Source organism: Methylosarcina fibrata AML-C10 (assembly GCF_000372865.1).
GTDB lineage: Bacteria > Pseudomonadota > Gammaproteobacteria > Methylococcales > Methylomonadaceae > Methylosarcina > Methylosarcina fibrata.
Genome location: NZ_KB889965.1, coordinates 1,007,387 through 1,032,019, shown reverse-complemented (window position 1 = coordinate 1,032,019; position 24,633 = coordinate 1,007,387). Strand labels below are relative to the sequence as shown.

The 24,633-nt window shown below is 52.6% G+C and carries 23 protein-coding genes; 14 read left to right on the top strand and 9 right to left on the bottom strand.

Going from position 1 to position 24,633, the window contains the following annotated elements:
- Positions 1–94: 94 nt before the first annotated feature.
- The gene (locus A3OW_RS0105065; protein ID WP_020562345.1) at positions 95–1,138 is read right to left on the bottom strand and encodes a glycosyltransferase family 4 protein; all 1,044 of its coding nucleotides are present in this window, start codon (positions 1,136–1,138) and stop codon (positions 95–97) included.
- Positions 1,139–1,279: 141 nt separating this feature from the next.
- Between A3OW_RS0105065 and A3OW_RS0105060 the strand changes: the two genes are divergently transcribed.
- Entirely contained in the window at positions 1,280–1,615 is a 336-nt protein-coding gene (locus A3OW_RS0105060) for an ASCH domain-containing protein (RefSeq protein ID WP_020562344.1), read from the top strand.
- Between the two features lie 4 nt (positions 1,616–1,619).
- On the opposite strand, the gene A3OW_RS0105055 is transcribed toward A3OW_RS0105060, so the two are convergent.
- Together A3OW_RS0105055 and hemF are read right to left on the bottom strand one after the other, a co-directional pair.
- On the bottom strand, positions 1,620–2,675 hold the full coding sequence (locus A3OW_RS0105055; protein ID WP_020562343.1) for a GGDEF domain-containing protein: 1,056 nt from the start codon (positions 2,673–2,675) through the stop codon (positions 1,620–1,622).
- 233 nt (positions 2,676–2,908) lie between these two features.
- Positions 2,909–3,823 carry an oxygen-dependent coproporphyrinogen oxidase gene (gene hemF, locus A3OW_RS0105050; RefSeq protein WP_020562342.1) on the bottom strand — a complete coding sequence of 305 codons (915 nt, stop codon included), beginning with the start codon at positions 3,821–3,823 and terminating at the stop codon, positions 2,909–2,911.
- Between the two features lie 235 nt (positions 3,824–4,058).
- Between hemF and A3OW_RS0105045 the strand changes: the two genes are divergently transcribed.
- Entirely contained in the window at positions 4,059–4,553 is a 495-nt protein-coding gene (locus tag A3OW_RS0105045; protein WP_020562341.1) for a transcriptional repressor, read from the top strand.
- 142 nt (positions 4,554–4,695) lie between these two features.
- Entirely contained in the window at positions 4,696–6,747 is a 2,052-nt protein-coding gene (locus A3OW_RS0105040) for a TonB-dependent receptor (protein ID WP_020562340.1), read from the top strand.
- A 91-nt stretch (positions 6,748–6,838) separates the two neighbouring features.
- Here A3OW_RS0105040 and gmhB read toward each other — a convergent pair whose 3' ends face one another.
- From gmhB to A3OW_RS0105015, 4 genes are all read right to left on the bottom strand, one after another.
- Positions 6,839–7,384 carry a D-glycero-beta-D-manno-heptose 1,7-bisphosphate 7-phosphatase gene (gene gmhB, locus A3OW_RS0105035; protein WP_026223341.1) on the bottom strand — a complete coding sequence of 182 codons (546 nt, stop codon included), beginning with the start codon at positions 7,382–7,384 and terminating at the stop codon, positions 6,839–6,841.
- A 113-nt stretch (positions 7,385–7,497) separates the two neighbouring features.
- Complete coding sequence (locus A3OW_RS0105030) at positions 7,498–8,223, bottom strand: nucleotidyltransferase family protein (protein WP_020562338.1); 726 nt, start codon at positions 8,221–8,223, stop codon at positions 7,498–7,500.
- 589 nt (positions 8,224–8,812) lie between these two features.
- Complete coding sequence (locus tag A3OW_RS0105020) at positions 8,813–9,214, bottom strand: hypothetical protein (RefSeq protein WP_020562336.1); 402 nt, start codon at positions 9,212–9,214, stop codon at positions 8,813–8,815.
- Between the two features lie 323 nt (positions 9,215–9,537).
- Entirely contained in the window at positions 9,538–9,870 is a 333-nt protein-coding gene (locus tag A3OW_RS0105015) for a glycine zipper 2TM domain-containing protein (RefSeq protein ID WP_020562335.1), read from the bottom strand.
- A 298-nt stretch (positions 9,871–10,168) separates the two neighbouring features.
- On the opposite strand from A3OW_RS0105015, the gene rapA reads away from it, so the two are divergent.
- The 4 genes from rapA (at position 10,169) to galU (ending at position 16,605) form a co-directional block, all read left to right on the top strand.
- On the top strand, positions 10,169–12,985 hold the full coding sequence (gene rapA / locus A3OW_RS0105010) for an RNA polymerase-associated protein RapA (protein ID WP_020562334.1): 2,817 nt from the start codon (positions 10,169–10,171) through the stop codon (positions 12,983–12,985).
- A gap of 33 nt (positions 12,986–13,018) precedes the next feature.
- Complete coding sequence (locus A3OW_RS0105005) at positions 13,019–13,846, top strand: CvfB family protein (RefSeq protein WP_020562333.1); 828 nt, start codon at positions 13,019–13,021, stop codon at positions 13,844–13,846.
- A gap of 354 nt (positions 13,847–14,200) precedes the next feature.
- Complete coding sequence (locus A3OW_RS0105000) at positions 14,201–15,601, top strand: mannose-1-phosphate guanylyltransferase/mannose-6-phosphate isomerase (RefSeq protein WP_020562332.1); 1,401 nt, start codon at positions 14,201–14,203, stop codon at positions 15,599–15,601.
- A gap of 122 nt (positions 15,602–15,723) precedes the next feature.
- Positions 15,724–16,605 (top strand): UTP--glucose-1-phosphate uridylyltransferase GalU, encoded by an 882-nt coding sequence (gene galU / locus A3OW_RS0104995; protein WP_020562331.1) that lies wholly within the window; start codon positions 15,724–15,726, stop codon positions 16,603–16,605.
- Positions 16,606–16,748: 143 nt separating this feature from the next.
- Here galU and A3OW_RS0104990 read toward each other — a convergent pair whose 3' ends face one another.
- Entirely contained in the window at positions 16,749–17,552 is an 804-nt protein-coding gene (locus A3OW_RS0104990; protein ID WP_020562330.1) for a cytochrome C assembly family protein, read from the bottom strand.
- A gap of 277 nt (positions 17,553–17,829) precedes the next feature.
- Between A3OW_RS0104990 and ffh the strand changes: the two genes are divergently transcribed.
- The 6 genes from ffh to A3OW_RS0104960 all read left to right on the top strand — a co-directional run bounded on the left by ffh (position 17,830) and on the right by A3OW_RS0104960 (position 22,081).
- Complete coding sequence (gene ffh / locus A3OW_RS0104985) at positions 17,830–19,185, top strand: signal recognition particle protein (protein ID WP_020562329.1); 1,356 nt, start codon at positions 17,830–17,832, stop codon at positions 19,183–19,185.
- Positions 19,186–19,322: 137 nt separating this feature from the next.
- Positions 19,323–19,574, top strand: coding sequence for a 30S ribosomal protein S16 (gene rpsP, locus A3OW_RS0104980; RefSeq protein WP_020562328.1), 252 nt, complete (start codon positions 19,323–19,325; stop codon positions 19,572–19,574).
- Positions 19,575–19,580: 6 nt separating this feature from the next.
- Positions 19,581–20,096, top strand: coding sequence for a ribosome maturation factor RimM (rimM, locus tag A3OW_RS0104975; protein ID WP_020562327.1), 516 nt, complete (start codon positions 19,581–19,583; stop codon positions 20,094–20,096).
- A gap of 8 nt (positions 20,097–20,104) precedes the next feature.
- Complete coding sequence (trmD, locus tag A3OW_RS0104970) at positions 20,105–20,842, top strand: tRNA (guanosine(37)-N1)-methyltransferase TrmD (protein WP_020562326.1); 738 nt, start codon at positions 20,105–20,107, stop codon at positions 20,840–20,842.
- 9 nt (positions 20,843–20,851) lie between these two features.
- On the top strand, positions 20,852–21,193 hold the full coding sequence (gene rplS / locus A3OW_RS0104965) for a 50S ribosomal protein L19 (protein WP_020562325.1): 342 nt from the start codon (positions 20,852–20,854) through the stop codon (positions 21,191–21,193).
- Positions 21,194–21,382: 189 nt separating this feature from the next.
- Entirely contained in the window at positions 21,383–22,081 is a 699-nt protein-coding gene (locus A3OW_RS0104960) for a lipase family protein (RefSeq protein ID WP_033412104.1), read from the top strand.
- Between the two features lie 21 nt (positions 22,082–22,102).
- Here the strand turns inward: A3OW_RS0104960 and A3OW_RS0104955 are convergent, their stop codons facing one another.
- Positions 22,103–22,786 (bottom strand): lytic transglycosylase domain-containing protein, encoded by a 684-nt coding sequence (locus A3OW_RS0104955; RefSeq protein ID WP_020562323.1) that lies wholly within the window; start codon positions 22,784–22,786, stop codon positions 22,103–22,105.
- A gap of 466 nt (positions 22,787–23,252) precedes the next feature.
- Here A3OW_RS0104955 and A3OW_RS0104945 point away from each other — a divergent pair, with 466 nt between their 5' ends.
- The gene (locus A3OW_RS0104945) at positions 23,253–24,572 is read left to right on the top strand and encodes a TolB family protein (protein WP_083918143.1); all 1,320 of its coding nucleotides are present in this window, start codon (positions 23,253–23,255) and stop codon (positions 24,570–24,572) included.
- Positions 24,573–24,633: the final 61 nt, after the last annotated feature.

Below are 24,633 nucleotides of genomic sequence, written 5' to 3'. Positions count from 1 at the left end.
GCGGCCTTGCGCCAGGGCCGGCGATTGGCTGGTTTAAAGGGAAAAATGGTCAGTCTTTGTATTATAAATCTTATGTTAAACAAAAAACTGTACTTTAGAGCCTGACGTACCAGGGCCAGAACGATTTTTTTCCGGAGCGCAGGCTGATCGGCTCCAGATGGCCGGCGAACTGCCTTGCGCTTTCGTCCCAGGAATAATTCATCGCAAAGCGCCGGCAGTCTTCCGGATTCAGGGACAGTGCGGCGAGCGCCGCCTGTTTCAAGTCGGAGTCAAGAATGCCGGCTTTGGAACCGCTCAGAATGTCTTTGGGGCCCGGCACGGGGTAGGCGGCCACCGGCACGCCCGAGGCCAGAGCTTCCAGAATGACCAGGCCGAAGGTGTCGTTGCGGCTCGGAAACACGTTGACGTCGGCTGCCGCCATATAGCGAGCCAGGTTTTCCCCGGTCTGATAGCCCAAAAAACGGACATTGGGATATTTTTTTTGTAATTCGAGTCTTTGCGGCCCGTCGCCGATGACGTAACGAGTTCCCGGAAGCTCCAGTTTCAGAAAAGCCTCGACGTTTTTTTCGACGGCGACTCGTCCGGTATACATAAAAATGGGGCGCGGGTCCTGAATGAAGCCTTTGTCTCCGGGCCGGAACAGATCGGTATCGACGCCGCGCGACCAGCGCACCAGGCGGCCGAATCCCTTGCCGGACAATTCCTGCTGTAAGGAATTGGTAGCGACCAGGATGCGCGCGCTGTCGCTATGGAACCAGCGCAGATAGTTATAGCTTATCGACAGCGGCAGGCCGACACGCAGCTTGAAATACTCCGGAAAACGGCTGTGAAATGACGTAGTGAAAGGATAGCCTTTTTCCAGACAGTAGCGGCGGGCGGCGAAACCGATCGAGCTTTCGGTGGCCAGATGGATCGCGTCCGGCTGGAAAGCTTCCAGTATCTTCCGTAGTTCGGGACCGCATAAAAAGGCGAGGCCGACGTCCGGATAGCCGGGACAGCGATAGGTGCGGAACCGGTCCGGAGTCATCGTTTCGACGACATGTCCCTGTTTCGTCAAAGCCTTAACGGTGTGGCTCAAAGTGGTTACGACGCCATTAATCTGGGGATGCCAGGCATCGCTGATCAGCGCTATTTTCAACTTCGTCTCCTATGCCGGTAAAAACCCTTTGAACCGGCCTTCATTCTGAGCCGGAAGATTTATATCGGCAACGAACAAAGATATAATATAAATCGGACTAAAATCATATATTAAATTTATTAGTTGATAGGAATTTTGCACGTGGATATAAAACCCGAAAAAACCTGTTCCATAGACCGCCTCGTTACTCATTCGAAATTAAAGGAAGCGGTCCTATCGGGTAGAAAAACTCAACAGCGGCGCGACGGAGTTTACGGCTGGCCGGGAGAAACGTTTGAGCTGGACGGCAAGGTTTTTGTTGTCACGGGCCTGGAACGCCAGCGCCTGGGCGACATGACCGAGGAGGAGGCGCGCGCGGAAGGCTATCCCAGTCTTGAAATGTATAAAGACATCATTTTAAAAATGCATGCCGGCATGACCTGGAATGACGAGGCGCTGGTCTGGGTGCACAGCTTTGCCGAGCAACGGAATAATTGAATAATCATCCCATGACCGTATTGCGGCCGGCTTCCTTGCCCTTATAAAGCGCCATGTCGGCCAGCTTCAGGCAATCCTCGATGCTGTGGTCGAAATTGTATTCGGACAAACCGAACGTCATGGTGATCCGGAATTCCTGTCCTCCCAGATGGAAGCGTTCCTCGGCAATGGCCGACCGCAGTTTTTCGGCGATCAGGCGGGCATGTCGGATATCGGTATCCGGCAACACAATGAGGAATTCTTCTCCGCCCCAGCGTGCTATCGCATCCTCTTTGCGCAAATGTTTTTTCATGAACTCCGCCGCGGCGCCGAGAATAAAATCGCCGCAATGATGGCCATACGTATCGTTGAATTGTTTGAAGTAATCGATATCGACAAAGACCACGCTGAATGTCGACCGATTGCGGGAAGATACCGATCCGCGTTGTTCCAGATAAGACCGCATCCGCCGCCGGTTGAATAGCCCGGTCAAAGGGTCGGTGTGGGCCTGTTTTTCCAGTTCCTTCTCCAGGGAAAGGGAAGCGTTCCGGAAATAATAACTGACCACGCAAAGCGCCGTGAAGGAAATGATGATGTTGATGATATTGATAACGGCGCCGAAGCTGGCGGACAGTGTGCCGGTATAATTCTCATCGTGCGTATAAGCGTTGAGGAGTATGAAAAGGACGCACATCACGATGGAAATTAGGACGATCGCGTAACCTTCGAGTTTGTGGTGGAAGAGCGTAAAGGGAATGGTCGGAACGGCGGCGAACAGATAATACTGGAAACCGCTGTGCCAGCCGACGACCGGAACGACCAGCAGCGTATGCAGGATGACTTCCACGATCATCAGAATAATCGCTGCCTGATGCCTTCCTCGCCGATTGAGCAGCCAGGCCGAAATCCACATGACCGAGCTAAACACGTTGAACAGGGCCAGAAGATCGAGATTCAACCAGTAAAACAAGGGGATAAGGACAAGATGAACAGCAACCCCGACATAACCGATGGTGTTGATAACAAGGTATACCCGATAATCTTTAAGATGGACCCAGTCGGTTTTTTTTATGGTTTCCACTTAATAATCTCTCTACTTTGCGGTTCAACATCCGATATGCGAGAACTCTCCATCCGCTTGATGCTTTAGATGATGAAGATCAAGACGTTAATCCATTGCACCGCGCCCCTTAATTCGGTAGCTAAGATCAATAAATAATAGCATAAGGGAACAATGCTGTCAGGATCAATCCGCGCATCGGCTTGCCGGTAGCGTTCCGGGTTCGGTGGCCGGGCGAACGGGCCGAATGGAAATCAAACATCCAGCCAGTTTTGAGGCCGCAGATACTGTTCATACAAAACCGCTTCTTCGCTTCCGGCTTCCGGCTGCCAATTGTATTGCCAATGCACTACCGGCGGCAGGGACATCAAAATGGATTCGGTGCGTCCGCCCGATTGCAATCCGAACAGCGTACCCCGGTCGTAGACCAGGTTGAATTCCACGTAGCGGCCCCGGCGGTACAACTGGAAATTGCGCTCCCTCTCGCCGAAAGAAAAATGCTTGCGCCGTTGGACGATAGGCAAATAGGCGCTCAGATAGTGGTCGCCGACGCTCTGCATGAAGGCGAAGGACTTTTCGAATCCCCATTCGTTGAGGTCGTCAAAAAACAGGCCGCCGACGCCGCGGGTTTCGTTTCGGTGCCGGATAAAAAAATATTCGTCGCACCATTTTTTATAGGCGGCATAGACGTCGTCGCCGAACGGCCGGCAGGCGGCACGAGCCGTTTGATGCCAATGGATCACGTCTTCCCTGAACGGATAAAAAGGCGTTAAATCGAAGCCTCCTCCGAACCACCAGATGGGGGCTTCACCGGGTTTTTCCGCGATCAGAAACCGGACGTTCGCGTGCGAGGTCGGCACGTAAGGATTATTGGGGTGAATGACCAAGGATACGCCCATGGCCTGAAATTGGCGGTCTGCGAGTTCCGGCCGTTTTGCGGTTGCCGACGGCGGAAGGCTGAATCCCGAGACATGGGAAAAGTTGACTCCACCTTGTTCGAAAATCCGTCCGTTCGATAAAACCCGGGTGCGTCCGCCGCCCCCTTCCTGCCGCTGCCAGCGGTCTTCAATAAACCGGCCCTCGGCGTCTTCCTCTTCCAGGGCTTTGCAGATGCGGTCCTGTAAATCGAGAAGATAGTTTTTTACTCTGTGGACATCGTTAATATTCATTCATGCTCTCTTAGGTTATGGATTCATTACAGCTCTTTATTCGATAGCGTCGATTGTCTCCAGGCGACAAATAAACGGAATTCGGGCTGCGTTCGAGCCGATCGGACATTCCTTCGGCCGAGAGGAATTATCTTATTTTAAAGGGAAGACCAGCACAGCGGCAAAAACAGTAAGTTGCACTCTCAAAGAGTAATGTTATAATATAACATACAGCACCGTAAAATGATTTAAAGCAATGAATGCAGAGGTTGATCCAAATTTTTCTTATCCGGTCGAACACGACCACAGCAAATGCGTTAGCGAGGCTCTGGATACGGCGGAGCACTTGTGTGTGGTGCGGGGCGTACAACTGACCCCGATCCGGCATCAGGTGTTGTCATTAATCTGGGAAAGCCATAAAGCGGTGAAAGCCTACGAATTGCTGGATCGCTTCAAGCCGCTCAAAAACGCGGCCAAGCCGGCGACTATTTACCGCGCTCTGGATTTTTTGATCGAACAGGGTTTGGTGCATCGTATAGAAAGCCTGAACGCTTTCATCGGTTGCAGCCGCTCCGGTCATCAGCATGAACAATTGCTGCTGATTTGCAACCGTTGCCATGACGTCGAGGAAAGACCGGCAACCGGAGTCATGTCGGCGCTGGCCGACGAAATTGCCCAGGCCGGTTTTGTTGCACACAGCAAAGCCATCGAAATTCAGGGGCTGTGCAGACAATGCCGGGAGACCTCCTGAACCCGGCAAGTCGGATTGATTATTACGACTATCGGCGAATTATAGATGCGATGTTATAACATCCTAATATCAGGAAAGGCATCGCTTTCATCGAGAAGCCAACATCAAGAGTTGGCTACCATTTATGACATTGCAAAAGCCAATGAACAGCAAACTCCTAATATTTTTCCTGGCAACCGGAGCGATTGCCTTCGAAGCCTGCGCGGATGAAGCCCAACCGCAGGAACTGGAAGAAGTCGTCGTTACCGAGTCTCGGGAACAGACTGCCGGCGATGCACCCGCGCCAGCCGTAACCTTGAGCGGCGACGAATTGCACCTGAAAACCGGGCAGACCATCGGCGATACCTTGAAGAACGAGCCTGGCATCACCAGCCAGTCTTTCGGGCCAGGGGTCGGCAGTCCGGTTATCCGAGGGCAATCGGGTTCCAGGGTTCGAGTCCTGCAGAACGGAATCGGCAATAACGACGTTTCTTCGATGAGTCCCGATCACGCCAATGGCGTCGAACCGATTCTGGCGGAAAAGGTGGAGGTGTTGCGCGGGCCGTCGACGCTTTTATACGGCAGCGGCATGATCGGCGGTGCGGTGAACGTGATCGACAACCGCATTCCCGAAGAAATGCCCGGCAGGCTTTTGGAAGGCGCCGGCGAGCAGCGTTACGACTCCGCGTCCAACGAGAGCGCGAGCTTGCTCAAGCTGGAGGGCGGCAAGAACGGAATGGCCTACCATCTGGACGGTTTTTACCGGGACCAGAACAATACCCATATCGGTGGCCGTCCGATCGACGAAGCGGCTTTGCAATCCATCGATTCCGGTTTCGGCAACGCGGTCGACAACCCGGAGGGGCTGATCGAAAATTCCCAGGCACGATCGAAGGGAGGATCGGCGGGGCTGGCCATGATCAAAGACGAGGGCATGGCCGGCGTTTCGATCAACCAGTTGGAAAAAATATACGGCATTCCCGCCGACGGCAGCGGCGGTGACCCGGTAACCGTCGACATGAGGCAGACCAAATACGACTTTAAAGGCATAATGAACAAGCCGCTGCCTTTTGCCGATAAGTTGCGCATCAAGTTCGGTTATACCGATTACAAACACGTCGAACTGGACGGCGGCCTTCCGGCCACCACCTTTCTCAATCAAACGTATGAAAGCCGCCTGGAGCTTGAGCACAAGCCCATCGGGCCGGTAAAGGGCAAGCTCGGATTTCAGGCGGTCAACGGCGATTTTGCGGCCCTCGGCCTGGAAGCGTTCGTTCCCGAAACCGAAAGCGATGCTTACGCTGTCTTCGCCGCCGAATCCTTTGCGCTGGATTCTTTAACCTACGAGTTGTCGGCTCGCGGCGAATGGCAAACGCTATCGCCGGCAAGCGGCGTTGCCCGGTCTTATGTCCCGGTAAGCGGTTCGGCCGGCGTGACCTGGGACGTTAACCGGCGGCATCAAGTCAGTCTGACGTTCACTCATTCGGAAAGGGCGCCGCAGATTCAGGAACTGTACGCCGACGGCGTGCACGAAGCCACCCGCAGTTATGAGCTGGGCAATGAGAATCTGGGCAAGGAGCTGTCGAACAATCTGGAGTTGGGCTACCGGTTCGAGGCCGAAGGGATGCGCGCGGAGATCAGTCTTTTCCATAACTGGGTCAACGACTACATTTTTCAGCAACGCGAAAATTACGTCTTCAACGAAGACGCGGAACGGTTTGAACCGGCTTGCACGAGTCCGGGAGCGTGCCTGCCGGTGCTCGCCAACCGGCAAGCCGAAGCGGTCTTTCGCGGATTCGAGGCCAAGACGGTGTTGCCGTTGCTGGAAAGCCGTTACGGCGTAGTAGACCTGACCTTGTTCGGCGATTATACCCGAGGCTCGTTCGACAGCGACGGAGACGTGCCCAGGATGCCTCCGTTGCGCTACGGCTTTCAGCTCAGCTTCGACCGGGAGGAATTTTCGTCGCAGATTCGCCTGACTCGGGCCGAGGCCCAGACCCATCCCGGCGATAACGAGTCGTCCACTCGCGGCTATATGTTGCTGGATTTGAACGCGCAATATCGAATCGCAGGGTTTCAGGATGCGGATGTTCTGCTGTTTGCCAAAGGTAAAAATCTGCTCGATGAAAACATTCGTAATTCGACTTCGTATCTTCGCAGTTTTGCGCCGGAGCCCGGGCGCAGCGCCGAATTCGGTATCCGTATCAGTTATTAAGGATAGCGGTCTTCTTGTGCCGGGCGCTCGTTCCTCGTTTTTCCGACAGGCGACAGGCCGAAGATAAAAACCGTTCGGAATCGGCCGCCGGCTACGGCTGCGAAGTGATGTATTTTGCCGCCTCATAGAGATTCTCGAAAACCGGCACGCGAAGGTCCGGATTTTCGTTCAGAGTCTTTTTGCCGTTGCCGGTCTTGACCAGTATCGGATTGGCGCCGGCGGCTTGCGCAGCCTGAATGTCGCGCAGCGAGTCGCCGATAAAATACAGGTCCTTCAGTTCGACCTGGTTGTCGGCAGCGAAGGAGCGCAGCAAACCCGGCTTGGGTTTGCGGCAATCGCAATGGTTTTCCGGCGCATGAGGGCAATAATAGACGGCTTCGATTTTGCCGCCTTTCTCCGCCGCCATCAAGTGCATTTTCTGATGGATTTTTTCCAGCGTATTTTTATCGAACAGGCCCCGGGCCAGGCTCGCCTGATTGGTAATCACGACAATTTTATAGTTGAACCGGTTGAGCAGGGCGATGGCTTCCAGGCTGCCTTCGATGGGCTGCCATTCTTCGGGCGATTTTATGTAGTCGTCCGAGTCGTGATTGATCACGCCGTCCCGGTCCATCAAAACATACTGAGTGGCTGTCATATTGAAAAAATTAAAATGGCAATGTTGTAAAAGTGATGGCCGGGTTCCGGGCAATCGCCGCCGCGCTCGGAGCACGGACGGGAAATTTTCAGCAAGAAATCGTAAGAACGAAATCAGGCGTTCAATTGCTCGGCAAGCTCCGTCTGGGCCCGGAAATAATCCTCCGGGACGCCGATGTCGATAAAGTAGCCTTCGGTGATGAACGCCTCCGGAGTAAGGGAGACCAGATTGGACTTCAGAAAGTCATTTTCAAACGAAAAAACTCGCGGGAGGTCGAAGTCATCGAATAGACCCGTGTCGATCAGATAGACGCCGACATTGATCAGGCCCGGACCCGAGTGTTCCTTCTCGCGAAACCCCGCTATCTTGTGGTCCGTCATGACGACTTCGCCGTAGCGTGATATGTCGTCGACCCGCTTTAACGCCATGCTCAACCGGGTGCCGGCCTGCCTGTGGGACCGATGCATGAGCCGGTAATCGAGAAAAGCCAGGGTATCTCCGTTCAATACGAAGGCATGGTCGGCTTCGACCTGGCTCAAAGCTTTACGAATGCCGCCTCCCGTGCCTAAAGGTTCATTCTCGATGCAATAGTGAATCCGCAGGTTTTCAAAGCGGTCTCCGAAATACGCCATGATGACTTCATGCTTATAACCTACGGATAAAACGACGTCGCTGATTCCCTGCTTCATCAGATAACGCAAAACGTAGACCAGGAAGGGCGTCGATTGAATGGCAGCCATCGGCTTGGGAACGTCCGCGACGACGTTTCTTAAACGCGTGCCCATGCCACCGGCCAGCACGATGGCATACCGGCGGTCGAGAGAGTCATTTGAATTCATAGCTGTCATTACCTGTTGGATTTCAATAAATCTAAGTTTTTCGGGAAGTTATCTTGGGGTGGGTTGCATCCGGCGAATGCCGCTAAGATTCCGCTATTACGCAAGGGGCCGAAGGTTTCGGAAAGGCGGCATCATGACCATCCATCGATCTTCGTGATACGCTGTTGAGCGGCCCCGGATCGGGTGCTCCGCCGGCACGGCAGCGATGGACGAATGCGAGAATCGGTTTTTTGTTTGAATTCGATCCCTTCAAACGAATTTCGATGAAAATAATAGAGGATGCGTTCGAATTATTCAATGATGGCGGCAACGTCAAAACCCGGAAGAAACGATTACAGCCCCGGATCTTTATTCTAACCCAATAGCCCGGAGGGTTCTTCGGAAGGAGAAAGAAAACCGCAGGCAAGATCGAAAGGTTTCGTTTTGAGCCGGAACCCGGGAGCGGCTCAAAACGAAAGAAACGGAACAGGTCGCACGGCCCGGCCGGCCGTGGAGATTCTGAATAGGTAAACGGGCCGTTAAAGCGAGGCCGCGCCTGTCACGTCTACCCCGATGACAGGCGGGAGAAGAAAAAGTGGTCCAGGACGATTTAATAGCCTCGGCCGATTCCGTTGCCCAGATAAGAACCCGCAGCCGCTCCCAGACCCGTGGCGATCGGATCGCCCCTGCCCAGTTCATAGCCGAAAACGCTGCCCAGAACACCGCCGGCCAGTCCTTGGGGCGAGCGTTGATCATAACCCGGATTAACCGGAGCCGGAGCATAATAGGTGACGGGCGGAGGCGGCGGCACCGGGACATAGGCCACGGGTGGAGCCGGATAATAATGGACTATCGGAGCCGGGTAATAATCGATATGAGGTCTCGGAATGAAATGATGGTGATGATGACCATGACCGTGATGATGGTGGTGTTCCCAACCGTGCGCATGGGATACGGACGCCGAAAAGGTGGCAACCAGGGTAACCGGTATCAAGTAAAACAGCTTTTTCATTGGAATATCTCCCTTAAGTCTTTTTATTTATGCCGAAATCATTTAACTCAAACGGACGGGTCCGCCGCGACTTGTATAAACCGGCTTCCATCATCATTGCAAGCGTTTGAAACGGGGCGGAAGCTTGCCGCTCGATCGAATAAGAACCTGATAATGTCTCACATCCTGTTGGACGTTTTACCATTATTCTAGCCAGCCAAACTGAATGGCCGCTTAACGGAAAAAACCGGGCGTATCGAGACGATTTTTTCACGAAGGCGGCCGGCTCATTTCAGCCGTCATGGCAATGCAGCAGTCTTCCGCCCGGATAAGACGCGGTCAGGTTATTTGCGGCCCGCTATTTCGTTCCCGAGGTAAGAACCGGCCGCCGCGCCGATTCCGGTTGCCAAAGGATGTCCGTTGCCGACTTCATAGCCGATGACGCTGCCGACAACGCCCCCGGCGAGGCCTGTGGTCGATTTGCGGTCAACCTGTCCCTGGTACTGAGGCTGCGGCTGAGGTGGCGGCGGATAATATCCGATTTCTTCCGGATGATAATGGTGATGTTTATGGTGATGCTTGTGATGTTTTTTGCCGTGGCCTCCCGAAGCCTCGAGGACGGAAGAATACAGCAGCATCACCGCGATCAAATGAATAACGAACAGCATTTTTTTCATAAAAGTCCTTGTTGGTTGTATTGAATGAATCGGATTGGAAGAATGATAGGTTTTTGCAACTGAACCGGGGCTTAATGGAATCGATGCAAAAATAACGGGTTATTCGAACGAAGCTCATGGAGCAGGCATTTTGGGTAGACATGCCAGGGTATATCGCCGCGTTATTTGCGCCATCGTCCGGACTGCCTGAGGCCGACCGCCTACTGCCAAATTATAGGCATTATTTAAGCGGTGGATTTTTTCCGAAGCGCCTATAATAAGGACCGTTTTAATTTTTGACGGGTGTGTCTAAAAAATAATGGAAAATTTTATTCCGGGACAACGGTGGATCAGCAATACCGAATCCGAGCTGGGTTTGGGACTCATTCTGGAAGTGAAAAACAACCGCGTGACCGTGCTGTTTCTGGCAAGCGACCAGAAGCGGGTTTATGCACGGGATAACTCGCCGTTAACGCGCGTCAAGTTCTCGGTAGGGGACAGGATCGAGTCGGTGGACGGTGATAAAATAACCGTTTCCCGATTGATCGAGCAACACGGCCTGATTACTTACCTAGGCAGGGATGCATCGGGGCTGGAAGTGCGTCTCGAAGAAATGGAACTGAATCATCACATTCAGTTCAACAAGCCGCAGGATCGATTGTTTACCGGTCAATTCGACCCCAGTTCATGGTTTTCCTTGCGCTATGAAACATGGCGGAGGCTTCGTCAGCATCAGTTGTCTCCGGTGAAAGGGCTCTTGGGCGGGCGCACCAGCCTGATTCCGCACCAGATTTATATTGCCCATGAATCGGCCAACCGCTATGCGCCCAGAATCATGCTGGCCGACGAGGTCGGTCTCGGGAAAACCATCGAAGCCGGCTTGATCCTGCACCATCGGCTGATCAACGGACTGACCCGGAGGGCGCTGATCATCGTTCCGGAAACCCTGCTGCATCAATGGCTGGTGGAAATGCTCAGACGCTTTAATCTGCGTTTCAGCATCATTGACGAAGAGCGGTGTCTGGGCAATGCGGTCGAAGATGAGTTCTCCGATGAAGCCGGGGCCGCCTCCGGGCCTTCCGAAAATCCTTTTGCCACGGAACAACTGGTACTGTGCAGCCAGACTTTTTTCAGCCGCTACCCGCAACGGCAGAGGCAGGCTCTGGAGGCCGGCTGGGATCTGGTAATCGTCGATGAGGCGCACCATCTGGAATGGAGCGAAGAAAAGCCCAGCCCCGAATATCTGTTCATAGAGCAACTCGGCCAATTGTCGCAAGGTTTGATCCTGCTGACGGCGACTCCGGAACAATTGGGCAAGGCCGGCCATTTCGCGCGCTTGAGGTTGCTGGATCCCGACCGTTTCTACAGTTTTGCCGATTTTCTGGAAGAAGAACGGCAGTTCGAGCCGGTTGCCGAAGCCGCTCGAGTGTTGCTGACCGATGAGCCGCTGGATGACGAAGCCGTTTCCCTGCTGTCGGCGATGCTGAAAGACGACAGCGTCGATGCGCTCCTCGAAAACCTGAACGAACCGATAAAATTGCGTCAGGCGCGCGATCAACTGATCCACGTCCTGCTGGATTATCACGGCACCGGCCGTATTTTGTTCAGAAATTCAAGGCATACCGTGCGAGGCTTCCCGGAACGGGAGCGGTACGGCTATGCGTTGACGGACGAAAACAGCTCGGGCGATTTGCAACAGGATCCGCGCTATGCCTGGCTGGTGCAACAAGTTCGGCGATTGTCCGGACAGAAAGCCCTGTTGATCTGTAAAGAGGCGCAAACGGCCATCGAACTGGAATTTTTGCTGAAAAATCGCGTCGGCATTGCCTCGGCCTTGTTTCACGAAGGCATGACCATCATCGAACGCGACCGGGCCGCCGCTTATTTTGCCGATCAGGAGAGCGCCGCGCGCCTGTTGATCTGTTCCGAAATCGGCAGCGAAGGCCGGAACTTTCAATTCGTTCACCATCTCATTCTTTGGGATTTGCCGACCAATCCCGATTTGCTCCAGCAGCGGATCGGCCGCCTGGACCGTATCGGACAAAAACACGTGATCCAGATTCACGTGCCTTATCTGGCCGGTACGCCGCACGAATTGCTGTTCCGCTGGTACGATGAAGGCTTGAACGCGTTTCGCAGCAACAGTTCGGCCGCGCAGCCAGTGGCCGATGTTTTGGGCGCCGAGCTGGAATCGATTCTGGCGAGGAACGACGGGAGCGCAATCGATGCCTTCATTGCCAAAACCCATGCTTTGAACGCGGAAATTGATGCTCATCTGCACAATGGCCGTGATCAATTGCTCGAATTGAATTCGTGCCGTAAGGAACAGGCCGACGAGCTGATCCGCCGGTTGAAGGATTACGAAAACGAAGGCGTGCTCTGGCCTTACATGGAGGATGTGTTCGAGTGTTACGGCGTCGATACCGAATATCATTCTCCGGACTGTCACATCGTCCGGCCCGGGGATCATTTGCGCATTTCTCATTTTCCCGGTCTTTCGGAAGATGGCCTGACCGTTACGATGAACCGGAATTGCGCATTGGCGCGCGAGGATTTCCAGTTTCTGACCTGGGAGCATCCGATGGTCGTCTCGTCGATGGATCTGGTGCTTTCCAGCGAAACCGGCAATGCCGCGGTCAGCGTCGTCCGACAGGAGAGTCTGAAAGCCGGGCAATTTTTACTGGAATGCCTGTTTGTCGTCGAATGCAGTGCACCCGACGGTTTGCAAATCGGCCGTTTTTTGCCGCCTACGCCGCTACGCGTCTTGATCGATCAAAACAACAAGGATCTGAGCGATGCCGTGGATCATGTCAGCCTGATCGAGGCAGGCATTGCTTTCGACAAGGGCAAAATCGTGACTTTCATCAATCACCAGAGGAACCTCATCGCGCACATGCTGGCCACGGCCGAGAAAAGAGCCAAAGACGAGATGCAGAACTTGATTGAAGAGGCTACCGGCAGCATGCTGGCCTCGCTCAGTGCCGAAATCAAACGGCTGGTTCGGCTCAAGAAAGTGAATCCGACGATTAGAACCGAGGAGATCGAGCATCTGAAAGACATGACCGTGCTGGCGCACGACAACATTCAGGCGGCGGAGCTCAGGCTGGATGCGGTGCGCTTTGTCATTACCTGCTGATTCCGGTTTCTTTTGGCAAAAGGCATTTTCCGTATGATACAAATTGGTAAAGTCAATACATTAAAAGTGGTCAAGCAGTTGGGCTCCCAGGTCTATCTGGGGGACGGACGATCGGCCAGAGTGCTTTTGGCCGATAAAAAGCTCCCTGCCGCCTGCCGCCCGGGCGATGCTCTGGAGGTGTTCGTCTATGTCGATGCCGAAGGGCATTTGGCCGCTACCACTCAAATGCCGAAGGCTCAGGTCGGCGAGATCGCTTGGCTGAAAGTGATTTCGGTCAATTATTACGGCGCATTTCTGGACTGGGGGTTGCCGAAAGATTTGCTGGTTCCTTTCGGCGAGCAGCCGTATGAAATGAAAGCCGGCCAGTCGTATCTGGTCAGGATATTTCTTGACGATAAAAACCGGATTGCTGCTACCGCCAAACTGGACAACTGCGTTAAAGAAGAAGCGGACGGTTTCAAAGCCGGCCAGAAAGTCTCCCTGATCATCGCCGATAAAACCGATCTCGGTTACAAGGCCGTCATCAACCATACCCATTGGGGCATGCTGTATCACAACGAGCTGTTTCGGGCGGTTAAAAAAGGGCAAAAAATGGAGGGCTACATAAAACAGATCCGGGACGACAAGAAAATCGACCTCACTCTTCATCAGCCGGGATACGGCAAAGTCGAATCGTTGACGGACCGGATTCTTGCCGAACTGAAAGCGCATCACGGCGTATTGCCGTTATCGGACAAGAGCCCGCCCGAGGCCATTCACGAAGCTTTCGGAGTGAGTAAGAAAGTCTACAAACAAGCCATCGGAGCGCTGTACAAAAGCAAACGGATATTGATCGACGACAACGGAATCCGTCTGGTCTAACCTGCCATGGTGCCGGTAGAGGCAATCCCGGGTTAGAAACCGATGCGGATCGACTGTTCATAATCTTGGAAAATAAAGAACTTACAAAGGACATCTCCAAAAAAGCTCAGTTGCTGCTATGATAATTCTCATCGCCTCGAACGATAAAGGAAACGAAAAATGAAGGTAAACAGTTGCGCCGGAGTCCGTTTTCAGGCCATACGCCCCAAAGAATCGGCAGGCAAAGAGGTTTATCTTTTACTGTTCCGGCGATAACGATAAAATTAAGCCCGATCCGGCCCATTGCCGAACCCTGGACTCTTGTTGCCGTCGAGTTTCAGAGATTGAGTTATTAAATCAAGGAGAAAACTAACTATGATTCCGGTTATCTTGTCGGGCGGCTCCGGCACCCGGCTATGGCCCTTGTCCCGAGGACAGTATCCGAAGCAGTTTCTGGCTTTGGTTTCGGACCGGACCATGCTGCAGGAGACGGTGCTCCGGTTAAACAGCATCGAAGGATTAAAACTTCCGATTGCCGTCTGCAATGAAGATCACCGGTTCATGCTGGCCGAGCAGCTTTGGGAGATCGGCATAAAACCGTCCGCAATCATTCTGGAACCCTTCGGCAGGAATACCGCGCCCGCCGTCGCCATGGCCGCGTTGTCCGCGCCATCCGAGGACGAAGTTTTGCTCGTATTGCCGGCGGATCATGTCTTGACCGACATCAAAGCGTTCCATCAGGCCATTGCCCAAGCCGCCGTTTTAGCCGGGCAGGGCCATCTGGTCACTTTCGGCATCGTTCCGACTCATCCCGAAACCGGCTACGGCTACATCAAACGCGGCGATGCTTTTCAGAGCCGGGCTTTTCATGTCGCGGCCTTTGTCGAGAAACCCGATTTTAAGACTGCCGAAAATTACTTCGAGAGCGGGAATTACTTGTGGAACAGCGGCATGTTTGCCTTTACCGCGGGCAATTTTCTGAAGGAACTGGACAAGTTCAATCCGGACATGTTGTCGATCTGCCGGCAGGCGATTGCCACCGCGACGACGGATCTGGATTTTGTCCGCATTGACAAGGAAGTTTTCAGCCGATGCCCATCCGATTCGATCGACTATGCGGTGATGGAGAAAACCGACAAAGCCGTAATGATTCCTCTGGATGCCGGCTGGAACGACGTCGGTTCCTGGTCGGCCTTATGGGACGTGATCGATAAGGATTCCTTCGGCAATGCGATCCATGGCGACGTACTGACGGTCGATACGGAAAATTCCTTTATCCATGCCGAGAACAAGCTGGTCGCCGCGATCGGCGTGGCCGACTTGGTGATCGTGGAAACCGCCGATGCCGTCATGGTGGCGTCCAAGGATAAGGTGCAGGAAGTCAAAGCCGTCGTTGCTAGGCTGAAAGAGCAGCGGCGATGCGAAGCCGAATACCATCGCAAGGCCTATCGCCCCTGGGGGCACTATTATTCCGTCGATAACGGCGACCGCCATCAAACCAAGCGAATCGTGGTCAAACCCGGCGCCAAACTCTCGCTGCAGAAACATCATCATCGTGCGGAGCACTGGATTATCGTCAAGGGTACCGCTTTGGTGACGAAAGCAGATGAAAAAATCTTGTTGACCGAGAATGAATCGATTTATATACCGTTAGGAGTGATGCACTGCCTTGAAAATCCGGGAGTGATTCCGCTGGAAATGATCGAGGTGCAGTCGGGAAGCTATCTCGGAGAAGACGATATCGTCCGTTTTAACGACCCCTATGGCCGAAAATAACCGAATTCCGGTTATTTTCGAATGAATTGGCGTTTTTTACGCGGGTCTTTTTCGGCAATTTTAAAAGAAAAATTCAATTAATAATGTAAGATTCAGTTTAAAAACAGGAAACAGATAAATAAATGAGCAAAAAAATTACCAAAGCAGTCTTTCCCGTAGCCGGTTTGGGCACTCGTTTTTTACCGGCCACCAAGGCCACTCCCAAAGAGATGCTGCCCATCGTCGATAAACCGTTGATGCAATACGCCGTCGAAGAAGCGGTCGCCGCCGGCATCGATACCATGATTTTCATTACCGGACGCACCAAAAACGTCATCATGGATCACTTCGACAAAGCTTATGAATTGGAAAAGGAACTGGAAGCAAGAAACAAGCACGATACGCTGGACTTGTTAAGAAGCATCGTTCCGCCCCATGTGTCTTGTATTTTCATTCGCCAGGCCGAAGCTTTGGGGTTGGGTCACGCGGTCAATTGCGCCAGTCCGGTAATCGGCGACGAACCTTTTGCAGTCATCCTGCCCGACGATTTGATAGAAAATGCCGATTGCGGCTGCATGACCCAGATGGTCGAGCTGTATCAGCAACACCAGTGTTCCATCCTCGGCGTGGAAAGGGTGGATCCTTTCGAAACCGGCAGCTACGGCATCGTGAAAGTGGGCGAAAGCAACGGCAGGGCCAGTCCGATCGAGCTGATCGTGGAAAAACCCAAGCCTGCCGTGGCGCCTTCCAATTTGGCGGTGGTCGGCCGGTATATTCTGACGCCGGCCATTTTCAATAAAATCAAATACACCGCCAAAGGGGCAGGCGGCGAAATTCAGTTGACCGATGCCATTGCCGCCCTGATGGCGGACGAACAGGTCCTCGCCTATGAGTTTGAAGGCAACCGTTACGATTGCGGATCCAAGCTCGGCTTCCTGATCGCTACGGTCGAGCACGGATTGCTGCACAAGGAACTCAAGGACGATTTCATAGCTTATTTGAAAGACCTGGCCAAAAAATTATAAGGTTGGGGAAACTGTACTCTTTTCGCCCCGGCTCAGGAAAATTGCGCCGGGGTTTTCAAGTTTGCGTCCCGAGAAATCGGAAACGCCGTCTGGCTTGCAAGAGGCGCCCATTCCGGAAAACGAGAGCCTCTCTGGCTCTGTATCTAGGACCGGTGCAAAATGATTTCCAGCACCAGTTTGCTGCCGAAATAAGCCAAAAGCAGCGAAACAAAGCCTAACAGCGTCCATTTGATCGCCGTCCGTCCGCGCCAGCCGAAGCGCGCCCTGCCCAGCAGCAAACCGGAGAAGATGACCCAGGCCAGGATCGATAATACGGTTTTGTGAACCAAATGCTGAGCGAATAAATCTTCAATAAACAGAAAGCCGCTCAATAGGGAAATGGTCAGAAAAAATACGCCGGCCCCCAGCATTTGAAACAGCAGGGATTCCATGGTCTGCAAGGGCGGCAGGGAAAGAATGTAGCGCTTGGGCGGATGGCTTTTGAGCTGCTGGTCCTGAAAAGCAAGCAGCAAAGCCTGTAGCGCGGCAATATTCAACAGGCTGAAAGCGATAATGGAGGTCAGAATATGAGTCCCCATCTGCCAATTATAAGTCTGTAGAGGATGCGGCGTTTCGGAGAGGCCGAGTTCCAGGCCGAGCATCAGGGCGGCAATCGGAAACAGAACAATTCCGAGTTTTTCCACCGGCTTGTTGAAAGTGGCAATTAACAGCAACAGCACGACAATCATGGCCACCAGCGAAGCCATGGTAAAAAAGCTGAAACTCAAACCGTTGTTATTGCGGAAAATCAGGGCGCCATAGAATATATGAGCTGCCAGCGCGATCCAGGCGAGCACTAGCGGAGCCGGCTTTTTCTCATTCGAATTCAGATAAATCTGTCGGGTAATCAGCAGGGCGCTGCCGAGGTAGGCGCTGATGGCAACTAGGGCGAAAGCGGTGGCATTCATCGGATTGGTGGTCGGCTATACAGGCTAAGGATGTCTTCAAGGCTTTGCATTCAAGTCGTCAATAACCATACCAAGCAAGGATTAAAGCTTGCGAAAACATGGTTCGATAGGACGCCCAGTGCAAAGGCCTTCCAGGATATGGTAGTATATCCGATTTGAAAAGTCCTGTTGCGGCGCCTGTTTTTTATTGACGGTGACATACGTCGGAGAATCTGTTGCCAGGCCGGTCTAAGCCTTTTCGCGGGCAAATTTTCTTGGATCCAATAAAGTCATAGCTATGTTTGATAATTTAACCGACCGATTAAGTAATACGCTTAAAAAAATTAAAGGGCAGGGGCGCCTGACTGAAGACAACATTAAGGAAACCCTGCGCGAAGTGCGCGTCGCCTTGCTGGAAGCCGACGTGGCCTTGCCTGTCGTTACCGATTTTATCGATCGGGTCAAAGCAGGGGCACTGGGCCAGGAAGTACAGTCCAGTCTGACGCCGGGGCAATCGCTGATCAAGCTGGTTCAGGCCGAGTTGATCAAGGTGATGGGCGAGGCCAACGAAGGCCTCAATTTGAGGATGAACCCGCCGGCGATCATTTTGATGGCGGGGCTTCAGGGCGCCGGAAAAACCACGACGGTGGCCAAGCTCGGCCGATGGCTCAAGGAAAATCAAAAGAAAAAAGTCGGCGTGGTCAGCGCGGACGTCTATCGTCCGGCCGCGATCAAGCAACTGGAGATGCTGGCGGGTGAACTGGATCTGGAATTTTTCCCCAGCGATATTTCCCAAAAGCCGGTCGACATCGCCAATAGCGCCATCGAAGCCGCCCGGAAAAAATTCCTGGACGTCGTTATTATCGATACCGCGGGACGTCTGCATATCGACGACGAAATGATGGGTGAAATCAAGGAACTGCATGCCGCGATCCAGCCGATCGAGACGCTGTTCGTGGTCGACAGCATGACCGGTCAGGATGCGGCGGTCACGGCCAAGGCATTCAACGACGCATTGCCGTTAACCGGGGTCATTCTGACCAAGGCCGACGGCGATGCCCGCGGCGGGGCGGCGTTATCGATCCGCCACATTACCGGCAAACCCATCAAGTTCATCGGCGTCGGTGAAAAAACCAGCGCGCTGGAGCCTTTTTATCCGGATCGCCTCGCTTCCCGTATCCTCGGCATGGGGGACATGTTAAGCCTGATCGAAGAGATCGAGCAAAAAGTCGACAAGGAAAAGGCCGAAAAACTGGCTCGCAAGATCCAGAAAGGCAAAAGTTTCGATCTGGAAGATTTTCGCGAACAATTGCTGCAAATGCAGAATATGGGCGGCGTCAATACCTTGCTCGACAAATTGCCCGGCATTCATGCCGTTCCCACCGAAATGAAGAACCAGATCAACGACAAAATGCTGGCGCGTCAGATTGCCGTGATCAATTCGATGACGATGCAGGAAAGACGTTTTCCCGATTTGATCAAGGGCAACAGGAAAAAACGCATTGCCGCCGGCTGCGGGCAGGAGTTGCACGACGTCAATCGACTCTTGAAGCAATTTCTGATGATGCAGAAAATGATGAAAAAATTCAAAACCGGCAACATGGCCAATATGATGCGCGGCATCAAGAATAACGTGAGGGCTTTCCGGAGATAACCAAGACCCGGCTGTGTCGCTCCTCTCGTGACGCAGCCGGAAATCTCGGCATCAATATCAATTAGTACTTCACTTATTGCAAAAATCGCGTAAAATAGGCGGATTAAATTTTGAATTAATGTTTTCGAGGAAATTAGATGGTAACTATTCGTCTTGCCAGAAGCGGCGCAAAAAATCGTCCTTTTTACCATGTTATTGTGACGGACAGCAGAAACAGCCGCGACGGCCGCTATATTGAACGTGTCGGTTTTTTCAACCCGTTGGCGCGGGGCAAGGAAGAAAGGCTGCGTCTGGACAACGAGCGCGTCAGCTACTGGACCGCCAACGGCGCACAGCCTTCCGACCGCGTGGCAAAATTAATTAAAGACGCATTGAAGGCGGCTGCCTAAACCGATTTGACCGAAAGCCGAAACAAAACCATCGTCGTCGGCAGGATTTCCGGCGTTTTAGGGGTCAAAGGTTGGGTTAAGGTTTATTCCTATACCGATCCGAAGGAGAATATTTTTAATTATTCTCCTTGGACCTTAATAAAGAAGGGAGAAGAAGTTCGAACTTACCAAGTAGCCGACGGCAAGCTGCACGGCAAAACGGTAGTCGCACGGCTTGAAGAGGTCACCGATAGGAGTCAGGCGGAGAGTCTGATCGGCTCGGATGTTCATATCCTGAAATCTCAGTTGTCCGCCGTGGAAGAGGGGGAATATTACTGGTCCGATCTGATCGGAATGGCGGTTGAAACGGCCGAAGGTGTCCGTTTGGGATTCGTGGACAGTCTGCTGGAAACCGGCGCGAACGATGTTTTGATTGTCAAAGGCGAACGGGAGCGCGCCATACCTTTTTTACAGGGACAGACAATACTTCACGTCAGCCTCGATGCCGGGGTCATCAAGGTGGATTGGGATCCGGAGTTTTAACTGTACCGATGCGGTTTGACGTCGTCACCATTTTTCCGGAAATGATCATGTCGGCCGCTAGTTTCGGCGTGACCGGCAGAGCGATCGAGCGAGAGATCGTCAGTCTGTCGGTCTGGAATCCCAGAGACTATACGCACGACAGGCACCGGACGGTCGATGACCGGCCTTACGGAGGCGGCCCGGGCATGGTGATGAAATATCAGCCACTCCACGAGGCGGTGATGTGTGCGAAACAGGCCGGGCCGGGTTCGGCGAAAGTCATTTACTTAAGTCCTCAAGGCCGGCCGATTACTCAGGATTTATTGGCTGAAACCTGCGGCGAAGGGCAATTGATTCTGATTGCAGGGCGCTACGAAGGCATTGACGAGCGCTTTGTCGAGCTGGACTGCGATGATGAATGGTCGATCGGAGATTACGTCATCAGCGGCGGCGAACTGGCCGCCTTGATCGTTATCGATGCGATAACCCGTTTATTGCCCGGAGTGCTCGGCGATGAAGAATCCGCCCGGCAGGATTCCCATGCCGGCGGCTTGTTGGATTGCCCGCATTATACAAGGCCCGAATGCCTGTCGGGGCTTGCCGTGCCGGCGGTTCTGCTGAGCGGCAATCATGGCGAGATCGAGCGCTGGCGGGCCAAACAGGCACTCGGCAGAACCTGGCAGAGGCGTCCGGATTTGCTGGCCAAGAAAAAATTAAGCATGGAGCAGGAAACTCTGCTGAACGAATTTAAAATTGAAGTTAATTAGGGTGTGGTAATGAGCAATATAATTGATGCATTGGAAAAAGAACAACTGAAACAGGTGCCGGAATTCAATCCGGGCGATACCGTAGTGGTTCAAGTTAAAGTTAAAGAAGGCGATAGGGAAAGAATCCAGGCTTTTGAAGGGATTGTTATTGCAAAACGCAATCGCGGATTGAACTCGGCATTCACCGTAAGAAAAATTTCGCACGGAACCGGCGTTGAGCGTGTTTTTCAAACACACAGTCCGTTGATCAGCGAAATTCAAGTCAAACGCCGTGGCGACGTTCGCAGAGCCAAGTTGTATTATTTGCGTGATCTGACCGGTAAGGCTGCTCGAATCAAGGAAAAATTGTAATTTTTCAGGTCGAGATTGTGTCCGGATAAAAAAGGCGGCTTATAGCTGCCTTTTTTGTTTCCGGCAGAGCGGAAGGAGAGGCACAGGAATCCCCGGGAGTCAAAAATACCGTCCCAGCAACTGGAACGCAGCCGGTCAAATCGGATAAAATCGAGCTAATAAGCTCTGTTATTGGTTATTTTTGAGTTTATGGAAAATATAAAAGCGAAATTAGCCAGAATTGAACAGAATTCGGAAGCCATCATTTTGTTGCACGGCTTGGCCAGAACCGGGCGCAGCATGAAAAATGCCGGCAGGCTATTTTCCGAATACGGTTATCAGATTATAACGATCGATTATCCTTCGCGGCATTACGGCATCGAGAGACTGGCTCTGGATTATATCGAGGAAGGCGTACGGAAATGCGAACCGCTCCCGATCAATCGAATTCATTTCTTCACTCATTCTTTAGGCGGTATTCTGCTACGCTACTATCTGTCGCGTCAGCGGATCGATAAACTGGGCAGAGCGGTGATGCTTGCGCCGCCCAATCAAGGGAGCGAAATCGTCGACAAACTGGGTGCCTGGAAGCTGTTTAAATACTTCGGCGGGCCGGCCGGACTGCAATTGGGCACGAAAGCGGACAGCCTGCCGAATAGCCTGGGCTCGGTTCATTTTCCGGTCGGCGTCATCGCCGGCGATAAACCCGTCAATCCCTTTTTATCCCGGCTGATTTCCGGGGCTAACGACGGCAAGGTATCCGTAGAGCGGTGCCGGGTTGAAGGGATGCAGGATTTTCTCGTCGTACCGTTTTCCCATACTTTTATCATGCAGCGCGATTATATTATCGAACAGTCACTGCATTTTATTCAGCACGGCTTTTTTTGGCATGAAAAGGGGGCTGATTAGATCCAGGCGGTCCTGGTGGAACTAAGAGCGGTCATCCTGCAATTGCGCGACCTGAAGCTGCTCGTTTAACCGGGCTGTATTTTTCATTTGTTTGTAAATGCGAAAAACCTTGTCCGGATAATGCGATCGGTTATTTCCCAGACTGCCGTTATACCTTAACAGAGTCCGTCTGATATTGCCTTTGCTCAGATCCTTATATTCCGCCAGGATATGGGTACCGACCGAGATATTTTTTCTTGCGTTGTATAGGGCCCGAGTGCCGCCAATAGACTTGATTTTTTTGGGATGAGCGCTGGCCAGCACCTGCATCAGGCCTCGTGCTCCCTTCGGGCTGACCGCCTTTTCCTTGAATTTGGATTCCACTGCGATAATCGCCAGTATCAATTCCGGTTGCAGCCCCTGCTTGACGCCGTTGTTAAAAGCTTCCGACACTATGACGGACGCCTTGTTTTCAGTGACTTTGAATTGATGCTGGATGTAATTGGCCAGAGCTTTTTTTTTCTGAACATGCGCATCGGCCATTTTATGGTCGGGTTTATCGTGATCCGGAAGCGGCGGAGGAATTTCTCTGAATTCGTTATGATCGACGGTCAGGGACGAAGGCGGAACTCGAGCGGGATGCGTGAATCCGGCGCTGATCAGGAGCAGTAGAGGGATGGAGACGGTGTCGTGATATGCGCGCTTCAGCAGGAATTTAGTTCTCATGTCGACCTCATTATTGATTATTTTGGGTTTATAACAAGAGTGGTACGATGGCGCTCTTGTTTTAGACCCGTCGAACAGCGGTGGATAAAACTACCACCAGTGCCAGCCGCAGAATAATATAGATAAGAAATAAATGCTAAATGTATCGACCAGTTATCGAGGTTTTTTAAGCTTATCCTATTATTCATCCGGACGCAATATTTTGGTGCGACAGAAAAGGATGGCTTCCTGTCGGATTCGGCAGTATTCCTTGGGTATCGGAAAAAATAAACTCGGCCTCTTGGGCTTTACGGATGCGCTCATTTTTAAAAAAATATAATTTCTATATTGTTTTTCAAGGCAAAATATCGTATAAGAAGGGCCATCTACCGAATACCTTGATGCTTTTGCGGTTGAAGAGATCTTCTCCAGCCGGGAATACGCATAATCAAAAGTTGTTTATCAAAATGTCTAACATGGGGCGCTAATGAAAAAATCTAACTCCTCTTCCTTCAGTCAGCTAACCGTTCTGTCAGTGGCCGCCGGAATACTGATGGGCCTGTCGCCTGTTTCTTCCGTTCTGGCCGTATCTCCGAAAACGGTCCGAGCCTCGGTATCCAGCACGGGATCGGAAGGAAACAGCTATAGCGAAAGTCCTGCTCTTACCGCCAACGGACGCAACGTGGCGTTCGCCTCCGAAGCCAATAATCTGGTTGACGATGACGGCAACGATACGATGGATGTCTTTGTCCACGATCTTTTAACCGGCAAAACTCAACGGGTTTCCGTCGATAGCGCCGGTGTGGAAGGCAACGGCCCGAGTTTTAGTCCTGCCTTTGCTGCGGACGGAAGCTTGGTGGCGTTTGCCTCGGGTGCCGACAATCTGGTCGCAGGCGACAATAACAACACCTATGACGTTTTTGTGCGCAATCTTAAAACCGGCGTGACCAGCCGCATTTCCGTGGACAGTTCGGGTATGGAAGGCAATGGTTCGAGTTCCGGTCCGAGTTTTTCCGCCAATGGCCGGTTCGTGGCCTTTTTGTCTTATGCCAGCAATCTGGTTGCCGAAGACGGCAACGGCACCGCCGATGTTTTTGTACATGATCTTAAGACCGGCATCACCCAGCGGGCTTCCGTCGACAGCTCGGGTACGGAAGGGAACGGCTTCAGTTACGAGCCTGTTTTATCCGAAAATGGCCGGTATGTGGCCTTTTCCTCTTACGCCAGCAATCTGGTCTCCGGAGACAATAACGGCACCTACGATGTTTTCGTGCGTGACCTGGTGGCGGGAGAAACGCAACGGGTGTCGGTCGGCAATTCGGGAATTGAAGGAAATAACGAAAGTGCCGGGCCTGCAATTTCAGGCAACGGCCGTTACGTGGCGTTTCATTCAAAAGCCAGCAACCTGGTCGAAGGGGACGGCAATTACGCCATCGACGTGTTCGTGCGCGACCTCAAAAAAGGCGTTATCGAGCGTATTTCACTCGATAGTACGGGCGTTGAAGGCAACAGTACCAGCCTGTATCCCGCTATCTCCGCCAATGGCCGTTACATCGCGTTTCATTCAACCGCTACCAATTTGATTCCGGGGGATGACAATGTCACCGCGGACGTGTTCGTGCGCGACCTTAGAACCGACAGCACCGAAATGATGTCTCTCGGCGATTCGGGCGTTGAGGGCAACAGTACCAGCATCTACCCCGCCATCTCGGGCAACGGCCGCTTTGTTGCGTTCGAAACGTATGCCGACAACCTGACGGCAGACGATACGAATGAGGAAATCGATATTTTCGTACGCCGCCGTTAGGTCTTGTTTACGGCCGACTTAAAGTTGCGCCGGTAATGGTCCAAACAGTGCTCGGAGCCCT